The 14,475-nt window shown below is 71.0% G+C and carries 17 protein-coding genes; 7 read left to right on the top strand and 10 right to left on the bottom strand.

The window, feature by feature from the left end; genetic code table 11:
• Positions 1-170: 170 nt before the first annotated feature.
• Together ACZ6JS_RS00660 and ACZ6JS_RS00655 are read left to right on the top strand one after the other, a co-directional pair.
• On the top strand, positions 171-989 hold the full coding sequence (locus ACZ6JS_RS00660) for an isocitrate lyase/PEP mutase family protein (RefSeq protein ID WP_469294870.1): 819 nt from the start codon (positions 171-173) through the stop codon (positions 987-989).
• Positions 990-1,033: 44 nt separating this feature from the next.
• Complete coding sequence (locus tag ACZ6JS_RS00655; RefSeq protein WP_469294869.1) at positions 1,034-1,972, top strand: EamA family transporter; 939 nt, start codon at positions 1,034-1,036, stop codon at positions 1,970-1,972.
• 15 nt (positions 1,973-1,987) lie between these two features.
• On the opposite strand, the gene ACZ6JS_RS00650 is transcribed toward ACZ6JS_RS00655, so the two are convergent.
• From ACZ6JS_RS00650 to ACZ6JS_RS00635, 4 genes are all read right to left on the bottom strand, one after another.
• Positions 1,988-2,779, bottom strand: coding sequence for a trypsin-like serine peptidase (locus tag ACZ6JS_RS00650; RefSeq protein WP_469294868.1), 792 nt, complete (start codon positions 2,777-2,779; stop codon positions 1,988-1,990).
• On the bottom strand, positions 2,776-3,825 hold the full coding sequence (locus tag ACZ6JS_RS00645; RefSeq protein ID WP_469294866.1) for an alpha/beta hydrolase: 1,050 nt from the start codon (positions 3,823-3,825) through the stop codon (positions 2,776-2,778). The genes ACZ6JS_RS00650 and ACZ6JS_RS00645 overlap by 4 nt, the downstream gene beginning before the upstream one ends.
• Positions 3,826-4,373: 548 nt before the next feature.
• Positions 4,374-5,645, bottom strand: a complete 1,272-nt coding sequence (locus tag ACZ6JS_RS00640; protein WP_469294864.1) for an alpha/beta hydrolase — start codon at positions 5,643-5,645, stop codon at positions 4,374-4,376.
• 138 nt (positions 5,646-5,783) lie between these two features.
• Positions 5,784-6,224: a MarR family winged helix-turn-helix transcriptional regulator gene (locus ACZ6JS_RS00635; RefSeq protein WP_469294862.1), complete on the bottom strand. Its 441-nt coding sequence runs from the start codon at positions 6,222-6,224 to the stop codon at positions 5,784-5,786.
• A 130-nt stretch (positions 6,225-6,354) separates the two neighbouring features.
• On the opposite strand from ACZ6JS_RS00635, the gene ACZ6JS_RS00630 reads away from it, so the two are divergent.
• Positions 6,355-7,374, top strand: a complete 1,020-nt coding sequence (locus ACZ6JS_RS00630; protein WP_469294861.1) for an SMP-30/gluconolactonase/LRE family protein — start codon at positions 6,355-6,357, stop codon at positions 7,372-7,374.
• On the opposite strand, the gene ACZ6JS_RS00625 is transcribed toward ACZ6JS_RS00630, so the two are convergent.
• The 3 genes from ACZ6JS_RS00625 to ACZ6JS_RS00615 are packed head-to-tail and all read right to left on the bottom strand — an operon-like array spanning position 7,346 to position 9,004.
• On the bottom strand, positions 7,346-7,963 hold the full coding sequence (locus ACZ6JS_RS00625) for a hypothetical protein (protein WP_469294860.1): 618 nt from the start codon (positions 7,961-7,963) through the stop codon (positions 7,346-7,348). The genes ACZ6JS_RS00630 and ACZ6JS_RS00625 overlap by 29 nt on opposite strands.
• Positions 7,960-8,340, bottom strand: coding sequence for a PadR family transcriptional regulator (locus ACZ6JS_RS00620; RefSeq protein ID WP_469294859.1), 381 nt, complete (start codon positions 8,338-8,340; stop codon positions 7,960-7,962). The genes ACZ6JS_RS00625 and ACZ6JS_RS00620 overlap by 4 nt, the downstream gene beginning before the upstream one ends.
• Positions 8,341-8,395: 55 nt before the next feature.
• The gene (locus ACZ6JS_RS00615; protein ID WP_469294858.1) at positions 8,396-9,004 is read right to left on the bottom strand and encodes an HdeD family acid-resistance protein; all 609 of its coding nucleotides are present in this window, start codon (positions 9,002-9,004) and stop codon (positions 8,396-8,398) included.
• A gap of 362 nt (positions 9,005-9,366) precedes the next feature.
• Here ACZ6JS_RS00615 and ACZ6JS_RS00610 point away from each other — a divergent pair, with 362 nt between their 5' ends.
• From ACZ6JS_RS00610 to ACZ6JS_RS00600, 3 genes are all read left to right on the top strand, one after another.
• Positions 9,367-9,753, top strand: coding sequence for a CPCC family cysteine-rich protein (locus ACZ6JS_RS00610; protein ID WP_469294857.1), 387 nt, complete (start codon positions 9,367-9,369; stop codon positions 9,751-9,753).
• A 488-nt stretch (positions 9,754-10,241) separates the two neighbouring features.
• Positions 10,242-10,511 (top strand): type II toxin-antitoxin system Phd/YefM family antitoxin, encoded by a 270-nt coding sequence (locus ACZ6JS_RS00605; RefSeq protein ID WP_469294855.1) that lies wholly within the window; start codon positions 10,242-10,244, stop codon positions 10,509-10,511.
• On the top strand, positions 10,504-10,767 hold the full coding sequence (locus ACZ6JS_RS00600; protein WP_266382464.1) for a type II toxin-antitoxin system RelE family toxin: 264 nt from the start codon (positions 10,504-10,506) through the stop codon (positions 10,765-10,767). Before ACZ6JS_RS00605 ends, ACZ6JS_RS00600 begins: the two co-directional genes overlap by 8 nt.
• Before the next feature lie 84 nt (positions 10,768-10,851).
• On the opposite strand, the gene ychF is transcribed toward ACZ6JS_RS00600, so the two are convergent.
• Entirely contained in the window at positions 10,852-11,940 is a 1,089-nt protein-coding gene (gene ychF, locus ACZ6JS_RS00595) for a redox-regulated ATPase YchF (protein ID WP_469294854.1), read from the bottom strand.
• A 135-nt stretch (positions 11,941-12,075) separates the two neighbouring features.
• On the opposite strand from ychF, the gene ACZ6JS_RS00590 reads away from it, so the two are divergent.
• Positions 12,076-12,591, top strand: a complete 516-nt coding sequence (locus ACZ6JS_RS00590; RefSeq protein WP_469294853.1) for a DUF6542 domain-containing protein — start codon at positions 12,076-12,078, stop codon at positions 12,589-12,591.
• Between the two features lie 14 nt (positions 12,592-12,605).
• Here the strand turns inward: ACZ6JS_RS00590 and ppgK are convergent, their stop codons facing one another.
• Both ppgK and ACZ6JS_RS00580 read right to left on the bottom strand, forming a co-directional pair.
• Positions 12,606-13,343 (bottom strand): polyphosphate--glucose phosphotransferase, encoded by a 738-nt coding sequence (ppgK, locus tag ACZ6JS_RS00585; protein ID WP_469294852.1) that lies wholly within the window; start codon positions 13,341-13,343, stop codon positions 12,606-12,608.
• 21 nt (positions 13,344-13,364) lie between these two features.
• A complete protein-coding gene (locus ACZ6JS_RS00580; RefSeq protein ID WP_469294851.1) occupies positions 13,365-14,369 on the bottom strand; it encodes a 4-hydroxy-3-methylbut-2-enyl diphosphate reductase in 1,005 nt (334 codons plus the stop codon).
• Positions 14,370-14,475: the final 106 nt, after the last annotated feature.

Raw genomic sequence — 14,475 nt, 5'->3', positions numbered from 1 at the left:
TCGGCCCCACCGGCACTTGAGGCACGGGCCTTGGGGGCTGGGACCCCGCAAGGGCGCCGCACCCGGGAGCGCGACAGTAGGCTCCGGAGTCCGCCGAGCCCGCGCACGCGCCATGGCAGAGGTCGGAAATCCGCGAGCCCCCGCCCCGCCCGATCTGGTCAACTGACGGCATGAGCACCCGCATCGGCCTCGCCGCCAAAGCCACCGCGTTCGCCGCGCTGCACACCCCCTCCGCCCCCCTCGCCCTGGCGAACGCCTGGGACGTCGCCAGCGCCCGCGTCGTGGAGGCGACCGGCGCCCCCGCAGTCGCCACCACCAGCGCGGGCGTCGCCTGGTCCCTCGGCTCCCCGGACGGCGACGCGCTCGCCCGCGACCGCGCCCTCGACCTGATCGCCCGCGTGACCGCCGCCGTGTCCGTGCCGGTCACCGCCGACATCGAGGGCGGCTTCGGCGCAGACCCTGCCGCCGTCGGCGAGACCGTCGCCGGGGTCATCGCGGCCGGTGCGGTCGGGATCAACATCGAGGACGGCACCCGCGCCCCCGCCGAGTACGCCGAGCGCCTGGCGGCCGCCCGCGCCGCGGCCGACGCCGCCGGGGTGCCGCTCTACATCAACGCCCGGATCGACACCTACCTCAGGGGCCTGGGCGATCCCGCCGTGCGCCTCGACGAGACCCTCACCCGCGCCGCTTCCTACCTCCGGGCGGGAGCCACCGGCATCTTCGTGCCCGGCGTCCTCGACCCGGCCGTCGTGGCCGAACTGGCCAAGGGCATCGACGGCCCCCTCAACGTCCTGCTCGGCCCCGAGGCCCCGCCCGTCGCCGCCCTCGGCGCCCTCGGCGTCTGTCGCGTCAGCCTCGGCTCCTGGGTGGCCGAAGCGGCGTACGCGCTCGTCCGCCGCGCCGCCGAGGAGCTGATCACCGACGGGACCTACGGGTCGCTCACGCGCTCCCTCCCGTACGGCGAGCTGAACAACCTGCTCGAGGGCTGAGATACCCGGATGCCTGCATGGGCCAACGACCATAGGATCCGGGCATGAGCACCTCAACCTCGGTGGGCGCCGAGCCCACGGCAACCTCGCACGGCAGGATCACCGGAGCGGTGTGGACCGCCCTGGCCCTCGTCTACGTCGTGTGGGGCTCGACCTACCTCGGCATCCGGATCGTCGTCGAGACGATGCCGCCCTTCCTCTCCGCCGGGGCCCGCTTCATCACCGCCGGCCTGCTCCTGGCCACCGTGGTCGCCTGGCGCCACGGAGCAGCCGCGCTCCGGGCCACCCGGGCGCAGCTCCGCTCGGCGGTCGTGGTCGGCCTGCTGCTGATCCTCGGCGGCAACGGCCTGGTCGTCCTCGCCGAGACCTCCGTGCCGTCCGGCCTGGCCGCGCTGCTGGTGGCGGCGGTGCCCATGTGGGTGGTGGTGCTGCGAACGGCCACCGGGGACCGTCCCCCGGCCCGCACCCTCGCCGGGGTGCTCGTCGGCCTCGCCGGACTCGCGGTGCTGACCAGCCCCGGGCTGAGCGGCACCGTACGGCTGTCGGGGGTGCTGCTGGTGGTGGCGGCGTCGGTGTTGTGGTCACTGGGGTCCTTCTCCGCCTCGAAGCTGTCCCTGCCGGGCAATCCCTTCACGGGCAGCGCCTACCAGATGCTCGCCGGCGGGATCGCGGGAGTGGTCGTCGGCCTGCTGCGCGGCGAGCACCGCGGTCTGGACCCGGCGGCCTTCTCCACCGCCTCCTGGCTGGCCCTGGGCTACCTGGTCCTCTTCGGCTCACTCATCGGCTTCACCGCGTACGTCTGGCTCCTGCAGGCCGCGCCGCTGTCCCTGGTGGCCACGTACGCCTACGTCAATCCGGTCGTCGCCGTCGCCCTCGGCGCGCTGATCCTCGACGAGGCCCTGACCTGGCCGATCCTCGTCGGCGGCGCGATCGTGGTGGCCGCGGTGGTGGTGATCGTCAGCACGGAGCGCAGGAAGAAGTAGCGGCGGCGCAGGCGCTCAGTCCCGCGCGGCCCGCTCGTACAGCGCCTTCGCACGCTCGTCGAACAGCGCGGCCGTGGAGTCCACATCGGTGTCTCCGCCGCTCAGCACGCCGATCAGGTGCCCGGCGGGATCCGCCCCGCCCCGGTCCGCGATCCAGGGGCTGCCGCTGGTACCCGTCCAGAAGCCCGCGCAGCTCATGTAGAGCATGTCGGGATCGTCGTCGTCGTGACGGGTCTGCGTCGTGCAGGAGACGGGCCGGTTCTCCGGGTTGTGCTCGGACTCCGGGTAACCGACGACGGTGACGTCCCGCTCGTAGCCGGAGGTCCATTCGGGCCTGGGTGCCTCGGCGCGGCCGCCGACGGCCTCCTGAACGCTGCGCCCGTCCTCGTCCGGCTCGATGGTGAGGAAGGCGAAGTCGGCGGTGTCCTCGCCCCACTTGCTCCAGCGGTCGTCGACGTGGATCGCCTTGACCTTCCACACACCCAGCGGCTGGGTGCCGTCGCCTTCGCCGGAGAAGGCCGGGGCGAAGGAGAGCTCCCCGATGGCCAGGCCGTCGTGGGCCACCTCACCCGGCTGCCCGTCCTCGCCGGCGGGGGTGACACAGTGCGCGGCGGTGGCGACGACATTGCCCTTCGGGCTGTCGACGACGCTCGCGGTGCACCAGTGCTCACCGCCCGCCATGAGGACGCCGACGGTGGGGAAGGGAAGCACCGGCCGCTCGCCGGGCGCCTTCATGAAGGCCATGGCACACACCGCCGCGATGCCCGCGGCGGCGGCCGCCGATGCCCCCTTCGCCACTGTGCTCATCGCACGCCGGGATCGGGTGTCGGTCCCTTCATCACCTTGCTGATCCACTCCAGGGAGCCCTCCCTCATGCCGCGCACATACGACTTTCCGTTGTGCTCACCATCCTGGATCACCTGGAGCGAGGTGTGCACGGGGCCCTTGCCGTACTCCTTCATGAACTTCTCGGCCTGCTCGCGACCGGTCTCCTTGGTGCCGATCTGGAAGTTGATGTAGACGTCGGGGCCGCCCGCGTCGATCAGCTTCGCGGCGAGCTTCTCGGGGTTGTTCTGGTCCATGGCCTGCGTGTTCCCGTTCCAGAGCGGAGAGTCGGGCACGATGTCGGTCCCGCTCGCGATGGCCGCCTTGAACCGGTCGGGGTACTTCAGGAGCTGCTTGAAGCCGTTGAATCCGCCGGCTGAGGAACCCATGAAGGCCCACCCGTCGCGTGAGGTGAAGGTGCGGAAATTGGCCTTCGCGAAATCGGGGACGTCATCGGCCATCCAGGTGCCCATCTTGGGCTGGCCGGGGATGTCCGATCCGTCGAAGTGGTGCTTGGTGTCCGCGTTGGTCACCGGCATGATCAGGATGAAGGGCAGGCTCTTGCCCGACGCGGCCCCGTCGGCGACCGCCTGCTGGAGGCCGAGGCCCGGCCCCGTACCCCAGTAGTTCGTGGGATAGCCGCGGCCTCCGGGCAGGGAGATCAGGACCGGGAAGCCGCTCTTGGCGTACTTCGGGTCGTCGTACTCCTTCGGCACCCACACCCACACGTCGCCCGTGAAGCCGGACTTCTTGCCCGTGAGGGTGGTCTTGCCGATCTGGGTGCCGTCGGGCAGCCGACTGGTGCGGACGAACGAGGCCGCCGGGCCGGTGGGCATGAGCACTTCCGGCATGGCCTCGGAGGCGGTGACCGTCTTCTCCTGGACCTTGCCGAAGGAGACCGGATCCCCTATGTCCGAGAAGAGGCCGAACTTGTACGCTGCCGCGCCGCCCCCGGCAAGGGTGAGCGCGAGACCGCCGCTGATCAGAAGCAGGCGCAGGCGGTGGGGGCGGCGGCTGCCCGTGGTCATGGGGCTGCCGTCGCCTTGCTGGTCATGCTGCACGGTTGTTGTCCCGTTCCTTCTCCGGCGCTCACCTCGGAGCGCGGGCCGGACCCATCGGTCCCCCTTACACCCCTTACAGAGGTATGAACGAGGGCCCGGGTTGCCTGGGACGGCCGCGACGTGTCGAGCACCACGCGAAGCCCGGGTGGGGGTGGGTGGGGGCGGGGATGGGCTGCCGGCGCGCCGGGCGGCGGGGGCGGCGGCGACGGCGGCGGGACGACGGCGGGGCGGCGGCGGCAGCGGGAGGGCGGCGGGGCGGCAGCGGTGGCTTCGGGTGAGCGGGGTTCCGGCGGGGCGGGATCAGGGATGCGCTGGGGGTTTCCCGTCAGTCCCATCGTCTCTCCGTGTCGTGCCGGCCCGACCCACCGGGTGCCGCCGCACTCCGCCCCACCGGGTGCCGCCGCACCCCGACCCCGCCGCGCCCGGAGGCGGGTGGGCAGCCACCGGCCCGCGGTGGGGGCCGAGGGGGCTGGAGCCCCGCCCCGCCGGAACCCCCGGCGCCCCGGATCCTGCGATCAGCCCGCCTCGGGCTTCGGCGCCTTCAGCACCTTGCTGATCCACTCCAGGGAGCCTTCCTTCATGCCCCGGACGTAGTGCCAGCCGTTGTGCTCGCCGTTCTGGATGTCGCGGATGGTCGTCTTGATCGGCCCCTTGCCGTACTGCTGCTGGAACTTCGTCATCCGCTCCTTCCCGGACTCCTTGGTGCCGATCTGGAAGTTGATGTAGACCTCGGGGCCCTTGCTGTCGATCAGCTTCTGGGCGAGCTTCTCCGGGTTGTTCGCGTCCATCTCCGCCTGGTGCCCCTTCCACAGGGGGGAGTCGGGGACGATCTCGCCGCCGCTGGCGATGACGGCCTTGAACTTGTCCGGATGCTGGAGCACGGTCTTCATGCCGACGAACGCGCCCGAGGAGGAGCCCATGAAGGCCCAGCCGTCACGGGACTTGTAGGTGCGGAAGTTGGCCTTGGTGAAGGCCGGGACGTCCTCGGCGATCCAGGTGCCCATCTTGGCCTGACCGGGAATGTCGGAGCCGTCGTAGTAGTACTTCGCGTCCGGGTTGAGCACCGGCATGATCACGATGAACGGCAGGCTGGTGCCGGCCTGGACGCCCTCGCTGATGGCCTTCTGCAGGCCGAGGCTGCGGTCGGACCAGTAGTTGGCCGGGAAGCCGTTGCCGCCGGGCAGCGCGATCAGCACCGGGAAGCCGCTCTTGGCGTACTTCGGGTCGTCGTACTCCTTGGGGGCCCACACCCACACGTCGCCCTCGAAGCCGGACTTCGCGCCCGCGAGGCGGGTCTTCGCGACGATCGTGCCGTCGTCGAGCTTGGTGGTCTGCTTGAAGTCCGACTTCGGGCCGGTCGGCATGAGCACGTCGGGGTCGCCGGAGGGCTTGGCCTCGGCCGCCGGGGCTCCCGCGTCCGACGTGCCCGCGGCCGGGGGCGGGTTCTTGCCGAAGGTCACGGCCTCGCCGTTGCCCGAGAACCAGTCGAGCTTCCAGGCGGCGAACCCGCCGCCGCCGAGGAGCAGCGCGAAGGCGACCACGGCGCTGATCCATATTCGGCGCCGGGACCGCTCGGGCCGCGGCGGCTCGGCGTCGTGCGGGTACCCGGCGGGGACGGGCGGCTCACCGTAAGGCGGCTGGTCGTACCGCTCCCCGTACGGCTGCTCCTGCCGGTACTGCGGGTACTGCTGCGTGTGCTGCTGCGGGTGGCCGCCATGCCCCTGGGGCGGATGATCCTGGTACGACGGCTGGTCGTCAGGCCGCGGGCGCTGCGGGTACTGGTGCACGAACTTCGCTCCGAACGGTCTTGACTGCCCCCGAGGGCAGAACGGCTGGTCTCCCCTAAGTCCTGATGAGCAAACCACCCGCACAGTTCCAAATTCGAGCAAAAAACATACGGGAACGTGTGCGGGCGGCGGCGGGGGTCACCGCCGCTGGGCGTCGAGTACCTCCGCGCACCGCCCGAGGAGTTCGATGAGCTGAGTCCGCTCCTCCTCGGTGAACGCGGCGGCGAGCGCCCGCTCCACCCGCACCGCGCCCGCGTCCGCGAGTTCCATGACGGCGCGCCCCTCGTCGGTGAGCCGGGTCTCCAGCACGTTGCGGTGCCACTCGTGCGGCGTCCGCTCGATGAGCCCGCGCTCCTGGAGGTTCTTCAGGACGGTGTTCATGGTCGGCGGGGTCACCCCGCACAGGCGCGCGAGCGCGGCGGCCGAGATGCCGGGCTTCTCCGCGAGCCAGAGCAGCGCGGCGTACTGCGGAACCGTTACTGCGGCGGGCTTGCAGGCCGCGTTCTTCGCCGCGAGGAGCGCCTGCTCGGCGCGCTTGACGTGAGAGCCGATGCGCTCCTCGGGGGCCATGGAGGTCATTGCGGCATCCTACGACCCGCCCTTGCACGCATTAGAGCTCTAACATACATTCGCCTTCATCTGATCACTAGAGGGCGTCCATCGGGTAAGGCGTGCGATGGCGCGGAGGACAGCGATGAAGAGGGCGAAGATGACGAAGACGAACGCGAAGACGGCTGCGCAGAAGTCGTTCCTGGTCGCGGCTCTGGCCGGGGCCCTCGCCTTTGGAGCGGCGGCGCCGGCTCCTGCCCGGACCGGGGCGGAGGGCACGTCGGGCGACGCCCGGATATCCACCGCCTTCTCCCTGCCCGGGGCGAAGGTCTACCCGGAGGGCATCGCCGCGGACCCCCGCACGCGGGCGGTCTACGTCGGCTCGTACGCCGACGGCACGGTCTACCGGGCGTGGCCCGGCCGGGCGGAGGCCGAGGTGTTCCTGCCCTCGGGCACCGACGGCCGCCGCACCGCCAACGGCCTGCGGGTCGACGCGTTCGGCCGGCTGTGGGTCACGGACTCCACGCAGGGCGTGGCCGTCTACGACACCGCGACCGGGGCGCGGCTGGCCCACTTCGAGGTGGCCGCGGGGGCCTCGGCCCGCTTCGTGAACGACCTGACGATCACGCCGGACGGCACGGCGTACCTGACGGACAGCATCCGCGGCGTGATCTACCGCGTGACGCCGCGGCAACTGGCCACCGGAAGCGGCGTCCTGACGGAGGCCTACGACCTCACCCCGGCCCTGCGCCCCCGACCGGCCGGCACCTTCAGCCTCAACGGCATCACCTCCGACCGGTCGGGCCGCTACCTCCTCGCCGTCGACATGACGGCGGGCGACCTCTACCGGGTTGACCTGCGGACCGGCGCCGTCCGCCGCGTCGCCCTCACCGGCGGGGACCTCAAGGCCGCCGACGGCCTCGACCTCGCGCCGGACGGCACCCTGCGCGTGGCGCACAACGTCACCAACGCGCTGACCCGGTGGCAGCTCGGCGCGGACGGCACCCGCGCCAGGCTGACCCGTACGATCACGGACCCGTCCCTGCAGATCCCCACGACGCTCGCGCGCGTTCCGGGGCGGACCCTGGTGGTCCGTTCGCAGTTCGACAAGGGCGGCCCCATGCACCCCGGTACGGGCACCCCGACCACGTTCACCGTGGCCTCGGTGCGCGGCCTCTGACCGGGCCGGGCCGCACTGCCGGGCCGTCCGGTCGGGCGGCGCCGTTCCTCCTGGCCCGCAGGTCGGCGACGGCGTGGGGCAGCCCGGGCAGCAGCAGGAGCGGCGGCGCCCACAGCGGCAGCGTGAACAGCGGGGCGTCACCGGCCAGCCAGGCGGCGAGGATGCCCGCGGGGAGCGCGGCGACGAGGGCCAGGGCCCAGCTCCGGCGGAGGCCGATCCTGCCCCGGCGCAGCTCCCAAGCGACGGTGACCGCGGCGAGGACCACCCAGAAGGCCACGTGGCCCGGGGTCACGTCCAGCTGTGTGGTCCATCGGATCAGGTACGGCGCCAGCAGGACGCAGCCGGCGTAGTAGCAGGCGATGGAGGCGGCGCGCAGCACCCGGCGCGGGAGCGGGGCGCGCGCCCGGGCCCAGGCCGCGGCGAAGGTACGTACGTCGCCGCCGACGACGTCCCGTGCGGTGCGGCCCGCGGCTTCCGCGTCCTCCAGGTGCGCGGAGAGCTCGTCGAGCATCTCGCGCATGGAGGCGTCGTCGATCCCGCGGTACTCCCAATTGCTGCGGCAGGCCGCGAGTACCTGTGCGTTGGTCATGCCGTGTTCTCCCCCGTGGATTGCGTGGCGGCGGTCAGGATCCGGCCCGCCGGTCCGGCGAAGGCGAGCCAGTCGGCCCGGCCGCGGCCGAGCTCGGCGCGCCCCGCGTCGGTCAGCCGGTAGTACTTGCGCGGGGCACCACCGCTCGGGGACGGGGCGCGGTACGAGGAGATGAGCCCGGCCCGCTCCATCCTGGCGAGCAGCGGGTAGATGCTGCCGTCGCTGACCAGCTCCAGTCCGCCGGCGGCGAGGGCTTCGGCGAACTCGAAGCCGTATCTGGGCCGTTGCGCGATCAAGGACAGCAGGCACAGGTCGAGCACTCCGCGCAGGAGCTGGGTTCGCCGTTGGTCACCGGTCGTCGGCGGCTCCTTTGTCATGCGGCACAAGATAGTCAGGAGCTACCTTGTGCCGCAAGACACTGGGGGCGGGCGGCTACCTCGTCGCGGTGAGCCGGCGGGTGGCGGAACGCATCACCAGGGCCATCACGACTTCGAACACACCGAGCAGGACGAGCCACAGCCCGAGCAGTCGCGTCAGGGCGACCGCGGAGTCCACCGGGAAGCAGAGCACCACGATTCCGGCGACGGCGCCGAGGGCCCCCAGCCCGAAGAGCAGCCCCCGGTGGAGGAGCAGGCGGTCGGCGATCGCGACGTACGCCGTGAGCAGCCCGGTGATCAGCCAGAACACTCCGACGATCAGGGACAGTGCGCCGATCGTCTGCATCGGGTGCCGCAGTACGAGGACGCCGGCCAGGACGGCCAGGATCGCGATCAGCACGCTCGCCAGCCTGCTGCCGCCGGCGTCGTTGCTGTGCGAGAAGGCGGCGACGAAGCGGAACCCTCCCGCCACCAGGAGCTGCAGGCCGATGATCACCGCCAGGATGTGCAGCGTCTCGTCGGGCCAGACGAGCACGAGGATGCCCGGGATCAGAGTCGCGAGGGCGACGCCGAGTGCCCAGTGCCAGGAGCTCCCGAGTTGGTTGAGCGTGTCCTCGGGGTCATGCTGCGCGCGCTGCGGTGCCGCGTCGGGATGTACGGACATCACGCCTCCCGGACCCACCTGGAGTACCTTTATGCCCATTTTATGCTGGTGCACCCCAACCCGCGGCCCGGTCGTCGGCCGACCCCGGGCGAGGGGGACGCCGTCAGGCCGCAATCGCCACGGCTGACGCGTGACCGCACTGCCCGGCCGAAGCGCCCGCCGCGCCAGGACAGCCGGTTCCCGGAGGACCTGGCCCACCTCCCCGGGGCACCCCGCCGCACCGGGCTGATCGACGGAGCCCTCGTCTTCACGAGGTCTCCCCGGAGGTGGTGCACGGCCACCTGGTCGGACCGGGGACGGCCGGGGTGCCGAGGCGGAGAAATCCATGGCGCCCCGGCCGGACCTTCAACGAGACTGCGCAGGTGAGCGACCGCTACCCCTGTCCCTGCTGCGGGCACCGCGTGCTCGAAGCGATGCCCGGCTCCCACGAGATCTGCCCCGTGTGCTTCTGGGAGGACGACGGGGTCCAGTTCCGCTGGCCGACCATGGACGGCGGAGCGAACAAGGTCTCCCTGATCGAGGCCCAGCTCAACTACCAGGACTTCGGCGCCTGCGACCGACACGGCCGGCAGTACGTCCGCCCTCCGGCGGAGGACGAGCCCATCGACCCGGCCTGGCGCCCCATCGACCTGGCGCGCGACTCCTTCGAGCATTGGGAAGCCGGGGACAGCGTCCCGTGGCCCGACGACAGCTCGGTTCTCTGCTGGTGGCTCCCCACCTTCTGGCGTCGCGCCGACCCGGCCCCATGACCTCCCATCCGCAGCAGTCCGCGGAACCTGGAGCGGCTGCGTGTCGTAGACCGTGGAACGGTGCGGCACGGGTCAGCTCTCGGGGTGCAGGTCGGTGCGGTCGATCCAGGCGGGGGCGACGAAGACGTTGTGCCGACCGGAGCTTCGGTGGCTTCCAGGAGGACCAGGCGCGGGCCCCTTCGACCGACAGCACAACGGCCTGACCTGCTTTCTCGCAGGTCAGGCCGTTTGTCCACGTCCAATCAGACGTTGCAGCGGATGCCTGAGCCCTTGCCCTGACCTGCGACGGAGCCGCATGCAACGTGCTGAACAGGCATTTCCCCGTTGACGTGCGCCGGGTCCCGACGGTCGCTTACGGGTGTCCTGCGGACTCTTTGCGGACCGCTCCCAGCCGCGCCTGCTCCTCCTCGACGATCTGGCGGGCCATCGCCGTGTCCGAGACGTCAACAAGCATTGTGTACACATGGCACACTCGGTACTCTTGGGTCATGACTCAGCCACTGCCCATAGAGTCCATCCGCGACGTACGCGCTCACTTGGCCGAAGTCGTCGAACGGGCCGACCGCGACGACGTGCCCACTGTCATCACCCGTCGCGGCAAGCAGGTTGCCGCCGTGGTCTCGATCGAGGTGCTGCGCAAGTACCAGGAGTGGGAAGAGCGCGAGATCAACCGCATCATTGACGAGCGCATGGCAAACCCGGGCGCCGGCGTCCCGATCGAGGACGTGATGAGGGAGACGCTGGCACGCAGTGAGTGACTACCGCACGGTCTTCCGGCCCGAGGCCCAGGCGGAGCTGCGCAAGATCCCGCGCGACATGGCGCTTCGCATCCTGGCCAAACTGGCAGAGCTGGAGAGCGACCCTTTCGGCTTCAACACCACCGCACTCGTATCCCAGCCCGAGCGCCGTCGCCTACGGGTCGGCGACTACCGTGTCGTCTACACGATCGACAACGGGGAACTGGTGGTGTGGGTCGTACACGTCGGACACCGTTCCACGGTCTACGACACTTAGCCGCTCCGGGTTCTGCGGACTGCTGCGGACAGCACAACGGCCTGACCTGCTTTCTCGCAGGTCAGGCCGTTTGTCCACGTCCAATCAGACGTTGAAGCGGAACTCGACCACGTCGCCGTCCTGCATGACGTAGTCCTTGCCCTCCATGCGGGCCTTGCCCTTGGCGCGGGCCTCGGCCACCGAGCCGCAGTCGACCAGGTCCGCGAAGGAGATGACCTCGGCCTTGATGAAGCCGCGCTGGAAGTCGGTGTGGATCACGCCGGCCGCCTCCGGGGCCGTCGCGCCCTTCTTGATGGTCCAGGCGCGGGTTTCCTTCGGGCCGGCCGTCAGGTAGGTCTGCAGGCCCAGCGTGGTGAAGCCGACGCGGCCGAGGGTGGCGAGGCCGGGCTCGTCCTGGCCGACCGACTGGAGGAGTTCGAGGGCCTCCTCGTCGTCCAGCTCGGAGAGGTCCTGCTCCAGCTTGGCGTTGAGGAAGATCGCCTCGGCCGGGGCGACCAGCGCCGACTGCTCCGCCTTGAAGGCGTCGTCCGTCAGCTCGTCCTCGTCGACGTTGAAGACGTAGAGGAAGGGCTTCGTGGTGAGCAGGTGGAGCTCGTGCAGCAGGTCGCCCTGCTCGGTGCCCTTCGTGATGCCCTTCGAGAAGAGGGTGTCGCCGCCTTCCAGGATCTTCTGGGCGGACTCGACGGCGGCGAGGACCGCGACCTTGTCCTTCTGGAGGCGGGACTCCTTCGTCAGGCGCGGGATCGCCTTCTCGATGGACTGCAGGTCGGCGAGGATCAGCTCGGTGTTGATCGTCTCGATGTCGTCCTTCGGCGAGACCTTGCCGTCGACGTGGACGACGTTCTCGTCCTTGAAGGCGCGGATGACCTGGCAGATGGCGTCCGACTCGCGGATGTTCGCGAGGAACTTGTTGCCCAGGCCCTCACCCTCCGAAGCGCCGCGCACGATGCCCGCGATGTCGACGAAGTCGACCGTCGCCGGGAGGACGCGCTGCGAGCCGAAGATGCCCGCGAGGACTGCCAGGCGGGAGTCCGGGACGCCGACGACGCCGACGTTCGGCTCGATGGTGGCGAACGGGTAGTTGGCCGCCAGCACGTCGTTCTTGGTCAGGGCGTTGAACAGGGTCGACTTGCCGACATTCGGCAGGCCGACGATTCCGATCGTGAGCGACACGTTGGCGACTTCCCGTAGCTGGAGGGGGCGGCGGCCCGGGAGTGGGCCACCGGACAGTTTACTTTCCTATGAGTGGCGGTCGATGTACGCGTGTCCGGGCCCGGATCCGGCCGCCCTCCCGCCTAATTTGGTGGGGTGGAGCAATACAGGACGCGACCGGCCCCTCACCCGCAGCGACCCCCGGCCCAGCGCCGGGGCCCGCGGCCCACGGGCGTGCCCGCCCAGGGCGGCGGCGCCCCGCGGCCCGCGCCCGCCCGCCGGATGCCCCGCCCCCGGCTGACCGGCCTGGGCGGCGGCCTCTTCGCGTGCGCCTCCATGGTGCTCGTCGGCGGGATCTGCTGGCTGCTCTTCGGCTCCTCGCTGTTCGTCTATGGGCTGCTCTTCCCGCCCGTCGCGGCCGCCACCGCGCTCTGGGTACGGCCGGCCGACCTGATCACCGCGCCGATCGGCGTGCCCATCGCCTTCGCCGCCGGCGTGTGGCCCATCTCGGGCGGCTCCGGCGGCTTCGGCGGCCAGCTGATGGGGCTGGTCTCGGCGCTGTCCCTGCACGCCGGCTGGCTGTACGCGGGGACACTGGTCGCCGCGCTCATCGCGCTGGTGCGCAAGGCCGTGCTCATCGGCCGGCGCCGCCTCCCCCGCCGCGTCGCCTGACCGGTACGGCTCCTCTAGCCCTTCGCCGCCATCGCCGCTCCGACGATGCCCGCGTTGTTCTGCAGCCGGGCCGGGACGATCTCGGCCCGGACGCCCTCGATCAGGGGCAGGAACTTGTCCGGCTTGCGGCTGACGCCGCCGCCGATGATGAAGAGGTCCGGGGAGAGGAGCATCTCCACGTGCTGCATGTACTTGCTGAGCCGGTGCGCCCAGCGTTCCCAGGTGAGGTCACCGTCCTCCTTGGCCTTCACCGACGCCCGCGTCTCCGCGTCGTGGCCCTTCAGCTCCAGGTGGCCCAGCTCGGTGTTCGGGACCAGCCGGCCGTCCGTGAAGAGCGCGCTGCCGATGCCCGTGCCCAGGGTGAGCAGGAGGACCGTGCCGCCGTGCCCGCGCCCCGCCCCGTACGTCATCTCGGCGACGCCCGCCGCGTCCGCGTCGTTCAGCACCGTGACGGGCTGGCCGCCGAGTCGGCGCGAGAGCAGCGCCGCCGTGTCCACGCCGATCCAGGACTTGTCCATGTTGGCCGCCGTGCGGGTGACGCCGCCCGTGACCACGCCGGGGAAGGTCACCCCGAGCGGGCCGTCCCAGCCGAAGTGGCGCACCACCTCGACGACGCAGCCGACCACCCCGTCGGGGGCGGCCGGCTGCGGTGTCAGCACTTTGTGGCGCTCCTGCGCCAGGTCGCCGCGCTCCAGGTCCACGGGAGCACCCTTGATCCCGGATCCGCCGATGTCCACGCCGAAGATCTGCATGGACATACCGTACGAAACGAGTTACTTGTCGGCGACCAGTTCCGCGGCTTCCGCACGAAGATCGCGGCGGAGTTCCTTGGGCAGGGAGAAGGTGATGTGCTCCTCCGCCGTCTTGACGATCTCCACGTCCGCGTAGCCGCGTGCGGCGAGCCACTCCAGGACCTCTTCGACCAGGACCTCCGGCACGGAGGCGCCCGAGGTGAGGCCGACGGTGGTGACGCCCTCCAGCCAGGCCTCGTCGATCTCGCTCGCGAAGTCGACGAGGTACGCGGCCTTCGCACCCGCGTCCTTGGCGACCTCGACGAGCCGGATCGAGTTCGAGGAGTTCTTCGAGCCGACCACGATGACCAGGTCGGAGTCGGCGCCCATCACCTTCACGGCGGCCTGCCGGTTGGAGGTGGCGTAGCAGATGTCGTCGCTCGGCGGCGAGACGAGCAGCGGGAACTTCGTCTTCAGCGCGTCGACGGTCTCCATGGTCTCGTCGACCGACAGGGTGGTCTGCGAGAGCCAGACGACCTTCGACTCGTCGCGGACGGTGACCTTGTCCACGTCGTGGGGGCCGTCGACGATGGTGATGTGGTCCGGGGCCTCGCCGGAGGTGCCGATGACCTCTTCGTGGCCCTCGTGGCCGATGAGGAGGATGTCGAAGTCCTCGTTGGCGTACCGGATGGCTTCCTTGTGGACCTTGGTGACCAGCGGGCAGGTCGCGTCGATCGTCGCGAGCTTGCCGCGCGCCGCCTCCTCGTGCACGACGGGGGCGACGCCGTGCGCGGAGAACATCACGATGTTGCCCTCGGGCACCTCCTCCGTCCGCTCGACGAAGATGGCGCCCTTCCGCTCCAGCGTCTGGACGACGTACTTGTTGTGGACGATCTCGTGGCGGACGTACACCGGCGCCCCGTACTGCTCGAGGGCTTTCTCGACGGCGATCACGGCTCGGTCCACGCCCGCGCAGTAGCCGCGGGGCGCGGCGAGCAGGACACGGCGGGAAGCGGGAGCAGGGGCGGGAGCAGTCATAGCCTCCATCGTACGGGGGTCTCCGGGAGGCCGATCGTCGACCGCTCGGCACACACCGGCCGGGGGGTCCGGTACCGAGGTCCCGAGAACGTCCCGCCCCGTCACCCGGAGGACT

Source organism: Streptomyces sp. NPDC046349 (assembly GCF_055587885.1).
The sequence above is the reverse complement of the archived record's forward strand: the minus strand, read 5'-3'. Positions and strand labels throughout refer to the sequence as shown.

What these genes read in the sequence shown, in the direction of transcription:
- ACZ6JS_RS00660 (WP_469294870.1), top strand. Translation starts at nt 171, where the DNA reads ATGAGCACCCGCATCGGCCTCGCCGCCAAAGCCACCGCGTTCGCCGCG.
- ACZ6JS_RS00655 (WP_469294869.1), top strand. Translation starts at nt 1,034, where the DNA reads ATGAGCACCTCAACCTCGGTGGGCGCCGAGCCCACGGCAACCTCGCAC.
- ACZ6JS_RS00650 (WP_469294868.1), bottom strand. Translation starts at nt 2,779, where the DNA reads ATGAGCACAGTGGCGAAGGGGGCATCGGCGGCCGCCGCCGCGGGCATC.
- ACZ6JS_RS00645 (WP_469294866.1), bottom strand. Translation starts at nt 3,825, where the DNA reads ATGACCACGGGCAGCCGCCGCCCCCACCGCCTGCGCCTGCTTCTGATC.
- ACZ6JS_RS00635 (WP_469294862.1), bottom strand. Translation starts at nt 6,224, where the DNA reads ATGACCTCCATGGCCCCCGAGGAGCGCATCGGCTCTCACGTCAAGCGC.
- ACZ6JS_RS00630 (WP_469294861.1), top strand. Translation starts at nt 6,355, where the DNA reads ATGACGAAGACGAACGCGAAGACGGCTGCGCAGAAGTCGTTCCTGGTC.
- ACZ6JS_RS00625 (WP_469294860.1), bottom strand. Translation starts at nt 7,963, where the DNA reads ATGACCAACGCACAGGTACTCGCGGCCTGCCGCAGCAATTGGGAGTAC.
- ACZ6JS_RS00620 (WP_469294859.1), bottom strand. Translation starts at nt 8,340, where the DNA reads ATGACAAAGGAGCCGCCGACGACCGGTGACCAACGGCGAACCCAGCTC.
- ACZ6JS_RS00615 (WP_469294858.1), bottom strand. Translation starts at nt 9,004, where the DNA reads ATGTCCGTACATCCCGACGCGGCACCGCAGCGCGCGCAGCATGACCCC.
- ACZ6JS_RS00605 (WP_469294855.1), top strand. Translation starts at nt 10,242, where the DNA reads ATGACTCAGCCACTGCCCATAGAGTCCATCCGCGACGTACGCGCTCAC.
- ppgK (WP_469294852.1), bottom strand. Translation starts at nt 13,343, where the DNA reads ATGCAGATCTTCGGCGTGGACATCGGCGGATCCGGGATCAAGGGTGCT.
- ACZ6JS_RS00580 (WP_469294851.1), bottom strand. Translation starts at nt 14,369, where the DNA reads ATGGAGGCTATGACTGCTCCCGCCCCTGCTCCCGCTTCCCGCCGTGTC.